Source organism: Amycolatopsis sp. NPDC023774 (genome assembly GCF_040639695.1).
In the GTDB taxonomy this organism is placed as follows: domain Bacteria; phylum Actinomycetota; class Actinomycetes; order Mycobacteriales; family Pseudonocardiaceae; genus Amycolatopsis.
On the sequence record NZ_JBFAAJ010000001.1, the window covers coordinates 632,938 to 648,783 of the forward strand.

A 15,846-nucleotide genomic window follows, 5' to 3' on the forward strand; every position below is an offset into this window, starting at 1 on the left:
CGAGGTCGTTCGAGGTGCGGACTACGGCTCGGTCTGCGCCGTGATGATCGCCGCTGACATCGTCGGCCAGTCGCAAAGGATTGACGGCGGGGAGCTGCTGTCGGATCGGTCGTGGAACTTTCTCGCGGAGCGCGAGGCCAGGTTGCAGGGCTCGCTCTCCGAGTTCCCCGAAGCGGGCGGCCGTATTGCGAACACCTCCTGCGCATTGCGGAACTCGCGTTCAAGCGCATGGACGCACGTGCCGCTGCTCGGTCCGGGTCCGACGCGGGGCTTCAGAACAACGTCAGCTGACCCTCGGGTGGGCGGGTCCGCGCGATGATGGCGTCGCAGCGGTGGCAGGTCACGGCTTCGTCCGTCGGGTTCAGACCGCGGTAGTCCCAGCCGTTGAGGCCGGTCCCGCAGGCGGGCAGCCATTCCTCGGTGACGAGGTGGACCGTGCCGGTGGCCGTGCGGCCGTGGACGCGGGTCGTGTTCGGTGGCGCTGCCGGGCGGTGGTGCCTGAGGCGACGCTGGAACGCCGCGAGCGGTTCGCGCCGCCGGGGCAGGGCGAACAACGCCGGTGGGTCATCCTCCGGAGTCATGACCACCACGGTCGCAGGCTCTCGTGGTGATCGTCTACCGCCAACCCGGGGTTGCTCCACGCACACAGGTTCAGCATTCGTTCTTCGGCAACATGCCCTGTTCGCACAGCCAGTCGTGTTGGATTTCGCCGGAGGTTTTGCCGCGGCCAGGACCGCTGGGGTCGAGATAGCCCTGGTATTCCTTGCAGCTCGGGTTGAACTTGCGTGCGTTGACGGCTCGTTGGCCGCAGCCGGGGCGGGTGTCGCGGATCCGGGGTTTGGGTGACTTCCGGGTGGTCCGCGGCGTGGAGGCCGACGTCGTCGTGGCCGCCGGAGGGGGCGACGTCGGAGGGGGCGACGTCGGTGAAGGGGGTGGCGTGGTCGGCGAAACCGGAGCGGCAGGGGCCGCCGAAGTCGACACGGGCGCCGGCGGCGGGTCAGGTCGCGCGCAGGACGCGGCAGCCAGGCACAGCACGGCTGCCGCGCACGCGACGGAGGAACGGTTCATGCCGAGTCGTCGGCACCGAACCGTCCGGTGTTTCGGAGGGTGATGAGAACGCTCAGCTGAGCAGACCGAGCACCACCAGGGCCGCCAGTGTGAACGCCGTGGCGAACAGAGTGATCCAGGCGCGCTGGGTGGGCGAGAGGGCGGTGGGCGAGTTGTTCATCGCGTGTCCTAGCGGGGGTGGGGCGGGCGGATTCCGCTGGGATAGCGCGCTGATCAAGGGTGGTGTTACAGCCTGTGGTCGAGATCACGGTGGGCGCGGAAAGTGCGCCACAGGACCGCGCCGGCGACGGCGACCATCAGGGTGAACGCGAGAGTGCCGACAACGATTGCCTGGGTCATGAAAGGGGTCCCTCCTCGTGGAACGTACGAAGAGAGGACGTGTCAGCCCGCGGGAGGTGTCGCGACAGTAGGGCGCGTCACACGGTGAGCGCGGCGTCGATCTGGCCGGCGAGAGCGAAGTCCTTCGAGGTGAGGCCGCCTTCCGAATGGGTGGAGAGGCGGAAGGTCACCGTGCGCCAGCGGATGTCGATGTCCGGGTGGTGGTCGGCGGCCTCGGCGAGTTCGGCGACGCGGACGACGTAGGCCACGGCGTTCGGGAACGAAGAGAGGGTCACCGAACGGGTGATCGTGGCGCCGTCGCGTTGCCAGTCGGGCACGGTGGCCAGGGCGGACGAGATCTCGGAGTCGCTCAGTAGTTGCGCCATGTGTCCAATGGTGAACCCGTTTGGGCTACGCTGCACGGTTGCCACGGGAGTCCGGTGCAGCCGGGCTGAGAGGCGGGCGGTGAAAGCCCGCGACCGTTCGCACCTGATTCCGGATCATGCCGGCGCAGGGAGGGCTGCTCTCCCCGCATCCGGCGCAAGGAGGGCAGATGATTCCGCGGACCGCACGCACGGTGCTGGGACTGACCATGGTCACGGTGCTGGCGAGCGCGTGCTCGCTGTCCGGCGGCTCGGGCGGCGACGCCCAGCAGACGCCGACGGTCACGCTCGTCACGCACGACTCGTTCGTCGCGCCGCAGGACGTGCTCGACGCGTTCCAGAGGCAGTCCGGGATCAAGCTCAAGATCCTCAAGTCGGGCGACGCGGGGGAGCTCACCAACAAGCTGGTTCTCACCAAGGCCAACCCGATCGGCGACGTCGCGTTCGGCGTCGACAACACGTTCGCGTCGCGCGCGCTGGGTGAAGGCGTCTTCCAGCCGTACACGAGCCCCGAGGCCGACCGCGGGCCGCAGCGGTACTCGGTGGATCCGCAACACCGCCTGAGTGCGGTCGACGTCGGCGACGTCTGCGTCAACATCGACCCCGCCTACTTCGCGAGCAAGCACCTGCCCGAGCCCAAGACGTACGACGACCTCGCCGACCCGAAGTACAAGGACCTGACCGTCGCCGAGAGCCCCGCCACGGCGTCGCCCGGGCTGGCGTTCCTGCTGGGCACCGTGGCGAAGTACGGCGAGCAGGGCTGGCACGACTACTGGGCGAAGCTCAAGGCCAACGGCGTGAAGGTCGACAGCGGCTGGGAAGAGGCCTACACCAAGGACTTCTCCGGCTCCTCGGGCAAGGGGCCGCGCCCGATCGTGGTCTCCTACGCGTCCTCCCCGGCCGCCGAGATCGGCGACGACGGCAAGCCGCGCACCAAGGCCCTGCTCGACACGTGCTTCCGCCAGATCGAGTATGTCGGCGTCCTCGCGAACACCAAGCAGGTCCCGCAGGCCCAGAAGGTGGTCGACTTCCTGCTGTCGCAGCAGTTCCAGGCGACGGTCGCGGCCAACATGTACGTCTACCCGGCCCGCGAGGGCGTGGACCTGCCCACCGGCTGGGCCGCGGCCGCGCCGCTGCCGCAGGACCCCGCGACTCTGCCCGCCGACCAGATCCAGGCCGGTCGTGAGAAGTGGATCGGTGAATGGCGCTCGCTCATGGGCGCGTAACGCCGGCGCAAACGGCGCGCACAGCCGGCCTCGCGCTGCTCGGCCTGCTGCCCGTCGCGTTCCTGGTCGTGTTCTTCGCCTGGCCGGTCGTCGCGATCCTCGGCCGCGGCTTCTCGGCCGGCGGCGTGGACACGGTCCTGGCCGACGCGCAGACGTGGCAGCTCGCCGCGTTCACGCTGGTCGGCGCCGCCGCGTCCACGGTCGTCGCCGTGGTCGCGGGGCTGCCGGTGGCGTACGTGCTCGCGCGCGTGAAGCTGCCGGGCGTCGGGCTCGCCCGCACCCTGGTGCTGGTGCCCTTCGTCCTGCCGACGGTGGTCGTCGGGCTCGCGTTCCGCGCGCTGTGGCCCGACGGCGGCGTGCTGCCGCTGGTGCTGGCCAACGCGTTTTTCAACGTCGCCGTGGTCGCCCGGACCGTCGCCGGGCTGTGGCGCCACCTCGACCCACGGGCGACCGAGGCCGCCCGCGCGTTGGGCGCCTCGCCGTGGCGGGCCTTTCGCACGGTGACGCTCCCGGCGCTCGGCCCGGCCGTCGCGTCGGCGGCGGCGGTCGTCTTCCTCTTCTGCGCCACCAGTTTCGGCGTGGTGCTCATCCTCGGCGGCGGCCGCTACCGCACGCTCGAGACCGAGATCTACCTGCGCACGGTCGACCTGCTGGACCTCTCCGGAGCGGCCGCGCTGTCGCTCATCCAGTTCGCCGCCGTCCTCGCCGCGCTCGGGTTGGGCGCGATTGCCCGACGGCGGCGCGAGAACGCCGTGAAACTCAAGCAGTCCACGCCCCGGCGGCCGAGAAGAGGCGAATGGTGGACCGTCGGCGCCGCCGCGCTCGTGATCGCGCTGCTGATGACGCCGATCGTCGCGCTGCTGCTGGCGTCGGTGTCCACACCGGACGGTTGGAGTCTCGCCGGGTTCCGTGCGCTGGCGAGCACCGGCACGGACGACGCGCTGCAGGTCTCCGGCTGGGTGGCCGCGAAGAACTCCCTCGCCGCGGCCACCGACGCGACCCTGCTCGCGATGACCGTCGGCGTGCTGGCCAGCGTGGTGCTCGTCGCCCTGAGACGCGCACCCGGGCGCCTCGCCCGCGGCATGGGCGAGACGATGGACGCCGCCCTGATGCTGCCGCTCGGCGTCTCCGCCGTGACGGTCGGCTTCGGCTATCTCGTGACGCTCGACGCGCTGCCCGGCGACCTGCGCACCTCGCCGCTGCTCGTGCCGCTCGCGCAGGCGCTGGTGATCATCCCGCTGGTCGTGCGGATGATCCTGCCGGTGCTGCGCGCCGTCGACGTGCGGCTGCGCCAGGCCGCGTCGACGCTCGGGGCGAGCCCGGCGCGCGTGTGGCGCGAGATCGACCTGCCCCTCACCGCGCGTTCGCTCGTCGCGGCCGCCGGGTTCGGCTACGTGGTGGCGCTCGGCGAGTTCGGCGCCACGAGCTTCCTCGCCCGCCCCGACGCGCCGACGCTGCCCGTCGCCGTCGCGACGCTCATCTCACGCCCGGGTGAGCTCAACAACCAGATGGCGTACGCGGCGTGCGCGCTGCTCATGGTCGTGACGGTCGTGGCCGTCGCGCTGATCGACCGGTTCGGCTCCGTTCGCGGGCACGGCACGGTGGGGGAGTTCTGAATGGCGCTCACAGTGCGGGACCTCACGGTCCACTACGGCTCGTTCGCCGCGGTGCGCGACGCGCGCCTCGACATCACCGACGGCGAGGTGCTCGCCCTGCTCGGCCCGTCCGGCTCCGGCAAGTCGACGCTGCTGCGTGCCATCACCGGCCTGGAGCCCATGACGTCCGGCTCGGTCAGCTGGGACGGCACCGACCTCGCCACCGTGCCCGTGCACCGGCGCGGGTTCGGGCTGGTCTTCCAGGACGGCCAGCTCTTCCCGCACCGCGACGTCGCCGCGAACATCGCGTTCGGGCTGCGCATGCACGGGATCCCCAAAGCGAAGCACCGAGCGCGCGTCGAGGAGCTGCTGGAACTGGTGGGGCTCAAGGGGTTCGAACGCCGGCGTGTCACCGAGCTGTCGGGCGGCCAGGCCCAGCGCGTGGCCCTGGCCCGCGCCCTCGCACCCGAACCGCGGCTGCTGCTGCTCGACGAACCGCTCTCCGGCCTCGACGCGGGGCTCCGTGAGCAGCTCGCCATCGACCTCGCGGACCTGTTGCGGCGCAGCAAGATCACCGCGCTGCTGGTCACCCATGATCAAGAAGAGGCGTTCACGCTCGCCGACCGCGTGGCCGTGCTGGATGCCGGCGAGATCCGGCAGGAAGGCGCCGTGCGGTCCGTGTGGCGCAACCCGGCGGACGACGACGTCGCGAAGTTCCTCGGCGCCACGTCGTTCGTCGACGGGGTGGCCGCGGGCGGGGTTGTGCGCACCGAGCTCGGTGACGTCGTGCTCCCGGAGCCCGAAGACGGCCCGGTGCGGCTCGGCTTGCGGCCCCATGCGTTGCGCGTCGCCGAAACCGGCGTGACCGGCGAGGTGACGGCCGCGGTGCACCGCCGTGAGCACCTCAGGCTGGTCGTGCGACTGTCCGGAAAGCACACGGCGGACGCGGTCGCGCCCGTGACGGCCGACTTGCGTGCGGGCGATCCCGTCCGGCTCGCACTGGACCCGGACGGGATCGCGATCGTCGGCTGAAACCCCTCGAACTCAGCCGTCTCGGGTCGCCAGCCGGCCGTACGCCAGCGACAGCCCCACGACGATGTAACAAGCCGCTCGCAGCGCGCCTTCGGTGAGCATCGAGCCGCCGATCGGGTCCCGCAGGATCTCCGTCGGGGCTTCGGACCAGTTGCGGTTGAGCAGGAACGGGTGCAGCCAGTCGAGCGAGGTCAGGAACCCCAGGATCGTGAACACGATGTCGCCGGCCAGCACCGAGGCGACCACGAGCATCGGGTGTTCCGTCCAGCTCGACACGGCCAGCGCGACCGCGCCGACGGCCCACAGCTGCAGCACGATCCAGCCCGCCACCAGCAGGATCCGGCCCAGCGCCGCGCCGAGCGACAACGTCGTGCCCGACAGCGTGAACAGCGATCCGGTGCCGTTGATGATCAGCCCGGTCACTACGCCCGTGACGCACATCGCCAGCACCGCGACCACACACACGACCGCCACGCCGATCGCCTTCACCACCAGCAGCCGGCCGCGGCTGACGGGGGCGACGAGCCACGCCCGCAACGTGCCGTGGGCGGCTTCGCCCGCGAGCGCGTCGGCGCCGGCCATGGCCGAGGCCAGCGGAAGCAGCAGGGCCAGCGTCATCGTCAGCGCGGCGATGGGCAGCACCAGCGCGTTGTTCACGGCCGACGCGAGCAGTGCCGCGTCGGCGTCGGCCGGGCCGCCGTCGGGCCCGCTGTCGCCGACGAGCGTGAGGCCGATGCCGATCACGATCGGCACCACGGCCAGCAGCGCGAGCACGGCCAGCGTGCGCGGGCGCCGGAAGATCCAGCGCAGCTCGGCCGCGACGAGCCGCGGCAGCGGCACCGTGTCGTGGCCCGTGCGGCTCACCGGTGCCGTGAGCGTCGCGGTGGTCATGCTTCCCCCTCGGATTCGGAGCCGTTGGCACCTTCGGTGAGCCGCGCGAACAGGTCCTCCAGCCCGGTTCGCGCGCGAGTCGCCTCGTGCACCTCGACACCGGCGCCCACGAGCACCTGCAGCACCCGCGGCGCGGGCGTGGCGGTGAGGTCGGCGCGGACGCCGTCGGGCGTGAGCCGGGCCCCGATCCGGTTCTCCCGCAACACTTCCACCGCGTGCTCCGCGTCGGGCGTGCGCACCAGCAGCGCCGCGTTGCCCGACTCCAGCAGCTCGGCCAGCTCGCCCTGAGCCACGACCGTGCCCGACTGCAGCACGGCGACGTGGGTGCACGTCGCCTCGACCTCGGCGAGCAGGTGCGAAGACACGAGCACGGTGCAGCCGTCGGCGTGCAGCTCGGCGATGATGCGGCGGATCTCGCGCGTGCCGGCGGGGTCGAGGCCGTTGGTCGGCTCGTCGAGGATCACCATCCGGCGCGGCACGAGCAGCGCCGCGGCCAGCCCCAGCCGTTGCTTCATGCCGAGCGAATAACCCTTGTAGCGGCGGCGCGCGGCGACGGTGAGGCCCACGCGTTCCAGCGCCCCGTCCACGGCCGCGGGGATCGCGTCCGACGCCAGCCGCGGCTCGGCGGCCGCGAAGCGCAGCAGGTTGTCGCGCCCGGAGAGGAACGGGTGGAAGCCCGGCCCCTCCACGAGGGCGCCGACGTCGGGCAGCGCGTGGGGCGCGCCGTCGGGCATCGGCCGGCCGAGCAGCTCGACCTCGCCCTCGGTGGGCCGCACGAGGCCCAGCAGCATGCGGATCGTGGTCGTCTTGCCCGAGCCGTTGGGCCCGAGCATCCCGAGCACGGCCCCTTCGGGCACGTCGAGATCGACGTGGTCCACCGCGACCGTGCCGCGGTAGACCTTGCGCAGCCCGCGCGTGCGCGCGGCGAGCGGGACCGCCGGGGCGGACACCTCCTGGGAGATGCCCGCCCCGGTTACCACCGCACTGGTCGTGTCGGTCACTTCTGGCCCAGCGCCTCGTACAGCACCTGCTCCGGCACCGCACCGGCGGCGAACCGCCCGTCGTCGGTCAGCACCGCGCCGCCGACCTTGGTGGTGAACAGGTAGCCGCTGCCCCAGGTGCCGTTCACGCGCTTGGCGAAGCGGCTGAGCAGCTGCTGCGGGTCGGCGTTTCGGCCCTCGGCTCCGGCCGGCTTCTTGCCGGACAGCGCGTCGGCCGGCACCTTGCCCGTGATCACGGTGTCCCAGCCGTCGCCGACGAGCTTGGTGTCCTGCTTGGCCTCGTCGGCCAGCGCCTTGGTCTGGTCGTCGATCTTCGCGGTCTTCTCCGTCACCTTGGCGCCCTGGGGCGGCGTGAAGGTGAACAGGCCGGCCGACTGCGGCGCGAACTTCACGTCGGTGAACGCCAGTTGCAGCGCCGGCGCCGTGGTTCCGTTGCTCAGCACGGAAAGCCTCAGCGGCATGCGCGTCTGCGAGTCCACGGCCACGCGGATTTCGCGCAGCAGCGTGCGTTCGGTCGGCTTCGGGGTGAAGACCAGCTCGTAGGCCGGACGGTCGGCGACGTTCGCCGTGCCGTCCACGGAGACGGTGCTGTTCTCGCGCACCTTGGCCAGCAGTTCCTTGGTCGCTGTGGCCGGGTCGGCCATCTCGCCGGCGCCCATCTCGTGCTTCGTGGCGACGTCGGCCGGGATGGTCGTCTTCGTCGCCGAGTTGTTGCTGGAGTGGTAGTCCCACACGGTGGTGCCGTCGCGGACGATCGTCTCCTGCGAAGCGCCGTTGGTCAGCGAGATCTTGGCCTTGCCGGCGCCGTCGCTGAACACGTGCGCGGAGTCGATGTTCAGCGCGCTCATCCCCGGGACCGCGCCGCCGGCCGCGCCCATGGCGGGCAGGCCGAGGTCGTTGCTCACGCTCACGGTGCCGTCGAACGGACCGGGGTTCGCCGTCATCACGGACTGAACCAGGTCCTCGGCGCTGATCTGCGGCAGCTTCGGCGCGTCGCCGGCCGAAGCCGGCATCGCGACCACCACGAGCCCCCCGACCCCCAGAGCGGTGCCGACGACGGCCGCGGTGATGGCCTTCTTCTTCGGATCCATGTCGTCTCTCCCTGTGTTTCCGAGCCCCAGTGTGCTCGGCTCCCGGAACCGACGCTTCCCCCTCGAGGCTGAGATACCCCTGAATACTCGGCCTCCGTGGCTGAGATCGCGCTGAGAGCTCGCGCACGACCTGCGCAAACCGGCCATGATGAAGCTCGTGAAACCTCGGGTGCTGGTGGTCGACGACGAGCCGGGCGTGCTCAAGGCGCTGCAACGCGGCCTGCGCGCGGAGGACATGGACGTGGTCACGGCGGCCGACGGGCCGTCCGGGCTGCGGCTGGCGCGCACCGGCGCGTTCGACGTGGTGCTGCTCGACATCATGCTGCCCGGCCTGTCCGGCTACCGCGTGCTGCAGCAGCTGCGCGCCGAGAACGTGACGACGCCCGTCCTGCTCGTATCCGCCAAGGACGGCGAGATCGACCAGGCCGACGGGCTCGACCTCGGCGCCGACGGGTACCTCGTGAAGCCGTTCTCCTTCGTCGTCCTGGTCGCGCAGGTGCGCGCGGTGCTGCGGCGCGCCGGGCCTGACGCTTCGCGCGGCACGCTGCGGCTCGGCTCGCTGGAGGTCGATCGCGCGTTGCGGCAGGTGCGCTGGGACGGCACCGAGGTGCCGTTGTCGCCGCGTGAGTTCGGGCTGCTGGAGGTGCTCGTGAGCCGCGCGGGCACTGTCGTCACGAAGGACGAGCTGCTGCGCGCGGTCTGGGGCGAGGAGCAGGCGGTGACGCGCAACCTCGTGGAGGTCTACGTCGGCTACGTGCGGCGCAAGCTCGACGCGGTCGGCGCCGGCGCGCTGCTGCGGACGGTGCGCGGCCACGGTTACCTCGCGTCCGACGCGCAGCTGGACGAGGTCATGTGATCGGCTCACCGTCCTGGTGGCGCGGCCGGTCGCTGCAGGTCCGGATCACGGTGCTGGCCACCACGATCACGCTCGCCTGCCTGCTCGGCCTCGCCACGCTCGCCGCCAGCCGGCTCGAACCGCTGCTCGTCGACTCCGTCGACCACGAGCTCACGGCCGCGCTCGGACCCGCGTCGGCCGAGGTCGCGGCGGGACGACCCCCGGCGAGTGCGGACCCGGTTTCGGTGCGCGTGCTGGACATCTCGGGCGCGCCGGTCGACGGCGGGCCGAGGCCGCTGTTGACCGGCGACGCGATCGGGCAGCTCAAGGCGGGCGTGCCGGTGCAGACGGACGGCGACCGCTGGCGGGGCCAGGTCGTGAGCGCGCCGGACGGCAGCCAGCGGCTGGTCGTCGTGGGCGCGGGACTCGTGGGGTTCGCCGCGGCGGTGCATTCGGGCGGGTTGTGGCTGGTGCTCGTCGCGCTGGTCGGCGCGGTGGTGGCGGGGCTCGCGACGTGGCTGGTAGTGCGCTTCGCGCTGCGGCCCGTGGCGCGGATGCGGGGCTTGGTGCGCTCGTTGCCGCCGGGTTCTCGGCTGCCGCTGCCGACCTCGAACGACGAGCTGCGCGCGCTGGCCGAGGAATTCAACGCGCTGCTCGCCCGGCAGGAAGAGGTGAGCAGCCGGCTTCGCCGCTTCACCGGCGACGCGGCGCACGAGCTGCGTTCGCCCGTGGCGTCGATCCGGGTGCAGGCCGAGGTCGCCGTGACGAACCCGGATCCGGGGCTGGCGCAGGAGACGCTCGCGGACATCCTCGCCGAGGCCGAACGCCTCTCGGCCCTGCTCGACGGCCTGCTGTCGCTCGCTCGTTCCGACGCCGGCGAGGTGCCGCCCGCCGAGCCGGTGGAGCTGGTCACGGAGGTGCGCGCGGCCGTGCACCGGCTGCCGGCCGGTGCGCCCGACGCCCGGGTGAGCGCCGCCGTCGCGCAGGCGTGGGCGCTCGCGACGCACTCGGAGGTGGAGCTGGTGCTCGACAACCTCCTGCGCAACGCCTGCCGCTACGCCACCGGCCAGATCGTGGTGTCCGTGCTCGCCTCGCGCTCCGACGTCCGCGTGGTCGTGGACGACGACGGCCCCGGCATCGCGCCCGAGCACCGCGCCAAGGTGTTCGACCGCTTCTACCGGGTGGCCGACGACCGGGCGCGCTCATCCGGCGGAACCGGCCTGGGCCTGGCGATGGTCGCCGAGGCCGTGCGCCGGCGGGGCGGCCGCGTGCGCGTGGGGGAGTCGCCGGACGGGGGCGCGCGCTTCGAGGTCAGGTGGCGCGCGGATCGGGCCGCGGTCGGCGGGTGAACGCGGTGCGGGACACTGGGCCGATGGACGGGGTCATCGTCGGGGCGGCGCTGGTGCGCGACGGGAAGTTGCTCACCCAGCAGCGGGCGTGGCCGCCGCACCACGCGGGACAGTGGGAGCTGCCGGGCGGGCGCGTCGAAGCAGGCGAGACCGACTCGTACGCGCTGGCCCGCGAGTGCCAGGAGGAGCTCGACGTCGCCGTCACGGTGGGCGGGCGCGTCGGCGACGAGGTGCCCTTGCCGGGCGGGAAGGTGCTGCGCGTGTACTCCGCCGCGCTGATCTCCCCGGGCGACGAGCCACGGGCGGTCGAGCACACGGCTTTGCGCTGGGTCGGGCCGGACGAGCTCGACGAAGTGGACTGGCTGCCGGCGGATCGCGGGCTGATCCCGGCGTTGCGTGCGTTGCTGATCAGCTGACGTCCGCCCGCGGCAGGGGCGGGTTTCCCTTGCGCGTCAAGGAAAACCCGCCCGGAGTCTTCAGCCGGCGCCAATCAGGCGCAGCGCGGAGGACAGCCGGTGGTCGCCGCGTTCGGCGGCGCGGATGGCGCCGGCCTTGCGGACGCGTTCGAGCTCCGCGGTGTCGGCGAGCAGGGACATCGTCCGTTCGCGCACCGGGCGCAGCTCCTCGATCACAGCGTCGGCGACGGCGTCCTTGAGTACGCCGTAGGACGGGTACTCGTCGGCGAGCTCGTTCGGGTCGCGGCCGGTGCAGGCGGCGAGGATGTCCAGCAGGTTCGCGATGCCCGGCCGGCTCTCCGGGGCGTACGCGGGCACCGACCCGCCGTCGGTGCGTGCGCGGCGGATCTTGCGGCGCACCTGGTCCGGCTCGTCGAGCACGAAGACCACGCCCGCGGCGTCGTGCGCGGACTTGGACATCTTGCGCGTCGGCTCGGCCAGGTCCTTCACCCGCGCACCGGTGGGCGGCAGCACGGCGCGCGGCACGGTGAACACCTCGCCGTAGGTCGCGTTGAACCGCCTGGCCAGCGTGCGGGCGAGTTCCACGTGCTGGCTCTGGTCCTCGCCGACCGGGACGTCGGACGCGCCTTGCAGCAGGATGTCCGCGGCCATCAGCACGGGGTAGGTGAGCAGGCTCAGCCGGACGCCGGCCTGGCCTTTCGCCTTCTCCTTGAACTGGATCATCCGCGCGGCCTCGCCGTAGGAGCAGGTGCACTCGAGGATCCACGTCAGTGCCCCCAGCTCCTTCGCGATGTCCGACTGCACGAACACGCGCTCGGGGTCGACGCCGGTCGCGACCATCACGGCCAGCTGCTCCGTCGCCAGGGCGCGCAGCTTCGCGGGGTTGTGCGCGGTGGTCATCGCGTGGAGGTCGGACACGAAAAACAGGTCGTCCGGCTCGCTGTCGGACGCGAAGCGGCGCAGCGCGCCTAGGTGGTTGCCGAGGTGTACGTGGCCGGACGGGGTGATGCCGGATAACTGGACCACTGGGGTTCCTCTCCTGGGTGTATGCCCCGGGAGGAGACCCGCCTGACAAGCGAGAAGGCCGCCCACCGGGGCGGCCTTCGCTGGAGCTCAGCGCAGAGCAAGAGGGCCGCCGGAGGGCGGCCACCACTGGGTGCTGCGCGCGAACATGGTGAACACCTTAGAACACTTGCGGGTGCCGCGGGGCGGAACCGGGTTTACGGTCAAGACATGTTCGTCGTCTTGCTCACCTACACCGCGCCCATCGAGGAGATCGACCTGGCGCTGCCGGACCACGCCGAGTGGCTCGGCAAGCAGTACGACCACGGTCATTTCCTGGCCTCCGGCCGCCAGAACCCGCGTACGGGCGGCGTCATCATCACGCGCCCGATGCCCCGCGGGAAGCTCGACGCCATCCTGGCCACGGACCCCTTCGCGACGCAGCACCTCGCGCAGTACCAGGTGATCGAGTTCTCACCGACGAAGACGGCACCGGAGTTGCGCCTGGTCAATGAGGCCGTGGCGCACTGATCACGGCGCGCTCGCCACGGAGCCGGTCGTCCACGTCCCTCTCGAGACGTCTGTCACCAGCAAGTACGTGCGGGCGTCGGGATCCTCAGACGGCCACTGCAGCGTGAGAGCGATCACTTTTCCGGTCGCTGTGGCCTCCGGAAACCGGGCGCCGCTCCAGCCTGGTGATCGGTGACGACCGGATGCCCTCGCCGGCGGGTCAGTACGGAATCCGGTCCCGGCCGCCGTCATGGGGATCGGTCGCCGGTGTGCCGCCCGGAACGGATTGCGTGCCGCCCTCCACGGGGATTCCGAAGGTCGGCTCAGTCTTCGTTGAGATACGCGACCGCGGCCCGGGTTTCCTTTTCGTCCGCCGATCGACGGCAAACCGGTTCGCCTCAGTGATCAAACGGGTGGGGAGCGGCGGGCAATGGTTATCGATGGAGCCGTTCTGCCCTCCACCACGGCAGTAGGCCGTGACCATTCCGAGTGTGAACTGGTCCAGCGCTTTTGTGACGGCGACCGATCCTCGCTGTTCTTCGGGCCACTACGACCCTGGTGAAGCCGGACCTGGCGGCGGGGTTGTCGACGTACACCTCGGCACAGAGGCAGGGGGTCGCGCCGGTGTGGTCGGTCGCGCCCACCGGTGGCCTCGCGCGGGTCCGTCAATGCATTTCCCTCCGGATGGTGCATCAGCCGATGTGTTCACCACGGTAGAAACCGGGGTGGGTAAGATCGGTGAAATCACCCGGAAATGTCGGCAGGAAACCGCTCAAGCCGCTTTCGCGAGCTCCGTTTTCGCCTTCTTCAATGCGAGCACCGGGCACTTCTTGCACCTCGGGGACGACCGGCAGCACTTCTTCTTCACCTTGCCGGCCTTCATCAGCTTGCGGACGACCCCGGCGGCTGTGTCCGGCTGCTTCTTGCCCTTTTTGCCCACGGCGGGCTCCCACGTCCTCGGCGGCACTTCCTGACGGTCCAGGTTAGGTGAGCCTAACCGATCATGGGGCGTGGCGGTCCTCACAGTTCGGCAACAGGTATCCTTATGAAGTCCGCGTGTGGCCAAAGCCGGTCACGATGCCGGTTGAGGTGGCGAAGCCGTTTTGGCGGAGGCCACCGCTCCGCCCGCGACGCGGCCACCCACCCGCCTTCGTAGTTCAGGAGTCTTCGCGTGCCCGCAGCCAGCGCCACCGCAGTCGAAACCGGCCGCGCGTCCGGCAAGACCCGGCCCGACCTGCGCAACGTCGCCATCGTCGCACACGTCGACCACGGCAAGACGACCCTGGTCGACGCCATGCTCCGGCAGTCCGGCGCCTTCGCCGAACGCGCCGAACTCGTCGACCGCGTCATGGACTCCGGTGAGCTCGAGCGCGAAAAGGGCATCACCATCCTCGCGAAGAACACCTCCATCCACCGCCAGACGCCCGACGGCCAGGTCACGATCAACGTGATCGACACCCCGGGCCACGCCGACTTCGGCGGCGAGGTGGAGCGCGGCCTGGCGATGGTCGACGGCGTGGTGCTGCTCGTCGACGCGAGCGAGGGCCCGCTGCCGCAGACCCGCTTCGTGCTCCGCAAGACCCTCGAGGCCGGCCTGCCGGTGATCCTGGTCGTGAACAAGACCGACCGCCCGGACGCCCGCATCTCCGAGGTCGTCGAGGAGACCCACGACCTGCTGCTCGACCTCGCGAGCGACATCGAGGACGCCGACCACGACGCGATCCTCGACCTGCCCGTGGTCTACGCCTCCGCGCGTGCCGGCAAGGCGAGCCTGGAGCAGCCGGCCGACGGCGAGGTGCCCGAGAGCGAGAACCTCGACCCGCTGTTCGATACGCTGCTGCAGCACGTGCCGCCGCCCGCGGCCGACCTCGAGGCGCCGCTGCAGGCGCTGGTCACCAACCTCGACGCGTCCAACTTCCTCGGCCGCATCGCGCTGATCCGCATCCACGCCGGCAAACTGCGCAAGGGCCAGACCGTGGCCTGGATGCGCGAGGACGGCTCGGTGCAGAACGTGCGCATCTCCGAGCTGCTCGTCACCGAGGCGCTCACCCGCGTGCCCGCCCTCGAGGCCAGCGCCGGCGAGCTCGTGGCCATCGCCGGTATCCCGGACATCACGATCGGCGACACGCTGGCCGACTCCGAGACCCCGGTGGCGCTGCCCCGGATCACCGTCGACGAGCCCGCGATCTCGATGACCATCGGGGTGAACACCTCGCCGCTGGCGGGGCGCAACGGCGGCGACAAGGTCACCGCGCGCCTGGTGAAGGCGCGTCTGGACCAGGAGCTGATCGGTAACGTCTCGATCCGCGTGCTGCCGACCGAGCGCCCCGACACCTGGGAGGTCCAGGGCCGTGGCGAGCTGGCGCTGGCCATCCTCGTCGAGCAGATGCGCCGCGAGGGCTTCGAGCTCACGGTTGGCAAGCCGCAGGTGGTCACCCGCGTCATCGACGGCAAGCTGCACGAGCCGTTCGAGCGCCTGTCGATCGACTCGCCGGAAGAGCACCTCGGCGCCATCACGCAGCTCCTGGCGTCGCGCAAGGGCCGCATGGAGCACATGGGCGGGCACGGTTCCGGGCGCCTGAAGCTCGAGTACGTGCTGCCGGCGCGTGGCCTCATCGGCTTCCGCACCGACTTCCTCACCGAGACCCGCGGCACCGGCATCGCGAACCACGTGTTCGAGGGCTACTTCCCGTGGGCGGGCGAGATCCGCACCCGCCACAGCGGCTCGTTGGTCGCCGACCGCACCGGCCCCGTCACCGCGTACGCGATGATCCAGCTGGCCGACCGCGGCACCTTCTTCGTCGAGCCGGGCGCCGAGGTGTACGAGGGCATGGTCGTGGGCGAGAACCCGCGCTTCGAGGACCTCGACATCAACATCACCAAAGAGAAGAAGCTGACCAACATGCGTCAGTCCTCCGCCGACGTGATGGAGACGCTGGCCCGCCCGCGCAAGATGGGCCTGGAAGAGGCCCTGGAGTTCTGCTCGGTCGACGAGTGCGTCGAGGTCGCGCCGGAGGTCGTCCGCGTCCGCAAGGTCACGCTGGACATCGCCACCCGCGCCAAGGAGCGCTCGCGCGCCAAGAGCCGCGAAAACGGCTGACGGTTCTTCTCGAAGGGCGTCTCTCCCCT

15 protein-coding genes and 1 riboswitch are annotated in these 15,846 nt (G+C 71.3%); of the genes, 8 read left to right on the forward strand and 7 right to left on the reverse strand.

Going from position 1 to position 15,846, the window contains the following annotated elements; all coding sequences use genetic code 11:
- Window positions 1-272: 272 nt before the first annotated feature.
- On the reverse strand, window positions 273-581 hold the full coding sequence (locus AB0F91_RS03210; RefSeq protein ID WP_360594284.1) for a hypothetical protein: 309 nt from the start codon (window positions 579-581) through the stop codon (window positions 273-275).
- Between the two features lie 903 nt (window positions 582-1,484).
- On the reverse strand, window positions 1,485-1,772 hold the full coding sequence (locus tag AB0F91_RS03215) for a 4a-hydroxytetrahydrobiopterin dehydratase (RefSeq protein ID WP_360594286.1): 288 nt from the start codon (window positions 1,770-1,772) through the stop codon (window positions 1,485-1,487).
- A 33-nt stretch (window positions 1,773-1,805) separates the two neighbouring features.
- Window positions 1,806-1,921: riboswitch (TPP riboswitch) on the forward strand.
- An 18-nt stretch (window positions 1,922-1,939) separates the two neighbouring features.
- On the opposite strand from AB0F91_RS03215, the gene AB0F91_RS03220 reads away from it, so the two are divergent.
- The 3 genes from AB0F91_RS03220 to AB0F91_RS03230 are packed head-to-tail and all read left to right on the forward strand — an operon-like array spanning window position 1,940 to window position 5,622.
- Window positions 1,940-2,995 (forward strand): thiamine ABC transporter substrate-binding protein, encoded by a 1,056-nt coding sequence (locus AB0F91_RS03220; RefSeq protein WP_360594288.1) that lies wholly within the window; start codon window positions 1,940-1,942, stop codon window positions 2,993-2,995.
- A complete protein-coding gene (locus AB0F91_RS03225) occupies window positions 2,971-4,611 on the forward strand; it encodes an iron ABC transporter permease (RefSeq protein ID WP_360594290.1) in 1,641 nt (546 codons plus the stop codon). The genes AB0F91_RS03220 and AB0F91_RS03225 overlap by 25 nt, the downstream gene beginning before the upstream one ends.
- On the forward strand, window positions 4,612-5,622 hold the full coding sequence (locus tag AB0F91_RS03230; RefSeq protein ID WP_360594292.1) for an ABC transporter ATP-binding protein: 1,011 nt from the start codon (window positions 4,612-4,614) through the stop codon (window positions 5,620-5,622).
- A gap of 12 nt (window positions 5,623-5,634) precedes the next feature.
- Here the strand turns inward: AB0F91_RS03230 and AB0F91_RS03235 are convergent, their stop codons facing one another.
- The 3 genes from AB0F91_RS03235 to AB0F91_RS03245 are packed head-to-tail and all read right to left on the reverse strand — an operon-like array spanning window position 5,635 to window position 8,605.
- Entirely contained in the window at window positions 5,635-6,513 is an 879-nt protein-coding gene (locus tag AB0F91_RS03235) for an ABC transporter permease subunit (RefSeq protein WP_360594294.1), read from the reverse strand.
- Window positions 6,510-7,514 (reverse strand): ABC transporter ATP-binding protein, encoded by a 1,005-nt coding sequence (locus AB0F91_RS03240; RefSeq protein WP_360594296.1) that lies wholly within the window; start codon window positions 7,512-7,514, stop codon window positions 6,510-6,512. The genes AB0F91_RS03235 and AB0F91_RS03240 overlap by 4 nt, the downstream gene beginning before the upstream one ends.
- Entirely contained in the window at window positions 7,511-8,605 is a 1,095-nt protein-coding gene (locus AB0F91_RS03245; protein ID WP_360594298.1) for a sigma-E factor regulatory protein RseB domain-containing protein, read from the reverse strand. The genes AB0F91_RS03240 and AB0F91_RS03245 overlap by 4 nt, the downstream gene beginning before the upstream one ends.
- A gap of 145 nt (window positions 8,606-8,750) precedes the next feature.
- On the opposite strand from AB0F91_RS03245, the gene AB0F91_RS03250 reads away from it, so the two are divergent.
- The 3 genes from AB0F91_RS03250 to AB0F91_RS03260 are packed head-to-tail and all read left to right on the forward strand — an operon-like array spanning window position 8,751 to window position 11,205.
- Window positions 8,751-9,461 (forward strand): response regulator transcription factor, encoded by a 711-nt coding sequence (locus AB0F91_RS03250; protein ID WP_360594300.1) that lies wholly within the window; start codon window positions 8,751-8,753, stop codon window positions 9,459-9,461.
- Entirely contained in the window at window positions 9,458-10,789 is a 1,332-nt protein-coding gene (locus AB0F91_RS03255; protein WP_360594302.1) for a HAMP domain-containing sensor histidine kinase, read from the forward strand. Before AB0F91_RS03250 ends, AB0F91_RS03255 begins: the two co-directional genes overlap by 4 nt.
- Before the next feature lie 23 nt (window positions 10,790-10,812).
- Window positions 10,813-11,205, forward strand: a complete 393-nt coding sequence (locus AB0F91_RS03260; protein ID WP_360594303.1) for a (deoxy)nucleoside triphosphate pyrophosphohydrolase — start codon at window positions 10,813-10,815, stop codon at window positions 11,203-11,205.
- A 60-nt stretch (window positions 11,206-11,265) separates the two neighbouring features.
- On the opposite strand, the gene trpS is transcribed toward AB0F91_RS03260, so the two are convergent.
- Entirely contained in the window at window positions 11,266-12,231 is a 966-nt protein-coding gene (gene trpS / locus AB0F91_RS03265; RefSeq protein ID WP_360594305.1) for a tryptophan--tRNA ligase, read from the reverse strand.
- 207 nt (window positions 12,232-12,438) lie between these two features.
- Here trpS and AB0F91_RS03270 point away from each other — a divergent pair, with 207 nt between their 5' ends.
- The gene (locus AB0F91_RS03270; RefSeq protein WP_360594307.1) at window positions 12,439-12,738 is read left to right on the forward strand and encodes a YciI family protein; all 300 of its coding nucleotides are present in this window, start codon (window positions 12,439-12,441) and stop codon (window positions 12,736-12,738) included.
- Window positions 12,739-13,409: 671 nt separating this feature from the next.
- On the opposite strand, the gene AB0F91_RS03275 is transcribed toward AB0F91_RS03270, so the two are convergent.
- Window positions 13,410-13,574, reverse strand: coding sequence for a hypothetical protein (locus AB0F91_RS03275; protein ID WP_360595184.1), 165 nt, complete (start codon window positions 13,572-13,574; stop codon window positions 13,410-13,412).
- A 314-nt stretch (window positions 13,575-13,888) separates the two neighbouring features.
- Between AB0F91_RS03275 and typA the strand changes: the two genes are divergently transcribed.
- On the forward strand, window positions 13,889-15,817 hold the full coding sequence (gene typA / locus AB0F91_RS03280) for a translational GTPase TypA (RefSeq protein ID WP_360594309.1): 1,929 nt from the start codon (window positions 13,889-13,891) through the stop codon (window positions 15,815-15,817).
- Window positions 15,818-15,846 lie beyond the last annotated feature (29 nt).

Bases quoted from the DNA above. Each gene is read 5' to 3' on its own strand.
- AB0F91_RS03210 (WP_360594284.1), bottom strand. From the start codon at position 581: ATGACTCCGGAGGATGACCCACCGGCGTTGTTCGCCCTGCCCCGGCGG.
- AB0F91_RS03215 (WP_360594286.1), bottom strand. From the start codon at position 1,772: ATGGCGCAACTACTGAGCGACTCCGAGATCTCGTCCGCCCTGGCCACC.
- AB0F91_RS03220 (WP_360594288.1), top strand. From the start codon at position 1,940: ATGATTCCGCGGACCGCACGCACGGTGCTGGGACTGACCATGGTCACG.
- AB0F91_RS03225 (WP_360594290.1), top strand. From the start codon at position 2,971: ATGGCGCTCGCTCATGGGCGCGTAACGCCGGCGCAAACGGCGCGCACA.
- AB0F91_RS03230 (WP_360594292.1), top strand. From the start codon at position 4,612: ATGGCGCTCACAGTGCGGGACCTCACGGTCCACTACGGCTCGTTCGCC.
- AB0F91_RS03235 (WP_360594294.1), bottom strand. From the start codon at position 6,513: ATGACCACCGCGACGCTCACGGCACCGGTGAGCCGCACGGGCCACGAC.
- AB0F91_RS03245 (WP_360594298.1), bottom strand. From the start codon at position 8,605: ATGGATCCGAAGAAGAAGGCCATCACCGCGGCCGTCGTCGGCACCGCT.
- AB0F91_RS03250 (WP_360594300.1), top strand. From the start codon at position 8,751: ATGATGAAGCTCGTGAAACCTCGGGTGCTGGTGGTCGACGACGAGCCG.
- AB0F91_RS03260 (WP_360594303.1), top strand. From the start codon at position 10,813: ATGGACGGGGTCATCGTCGGGGCGGCGCTGGTGCGCGACGGGAAGTTG.
- AB0F91_RS03270 (WP_360594307.1), top strand. From the start codon at position 12,439: ATGTTCGTCGTCTTGCTCACCTACACCGCGCCCATCGAGGAGATCGAC.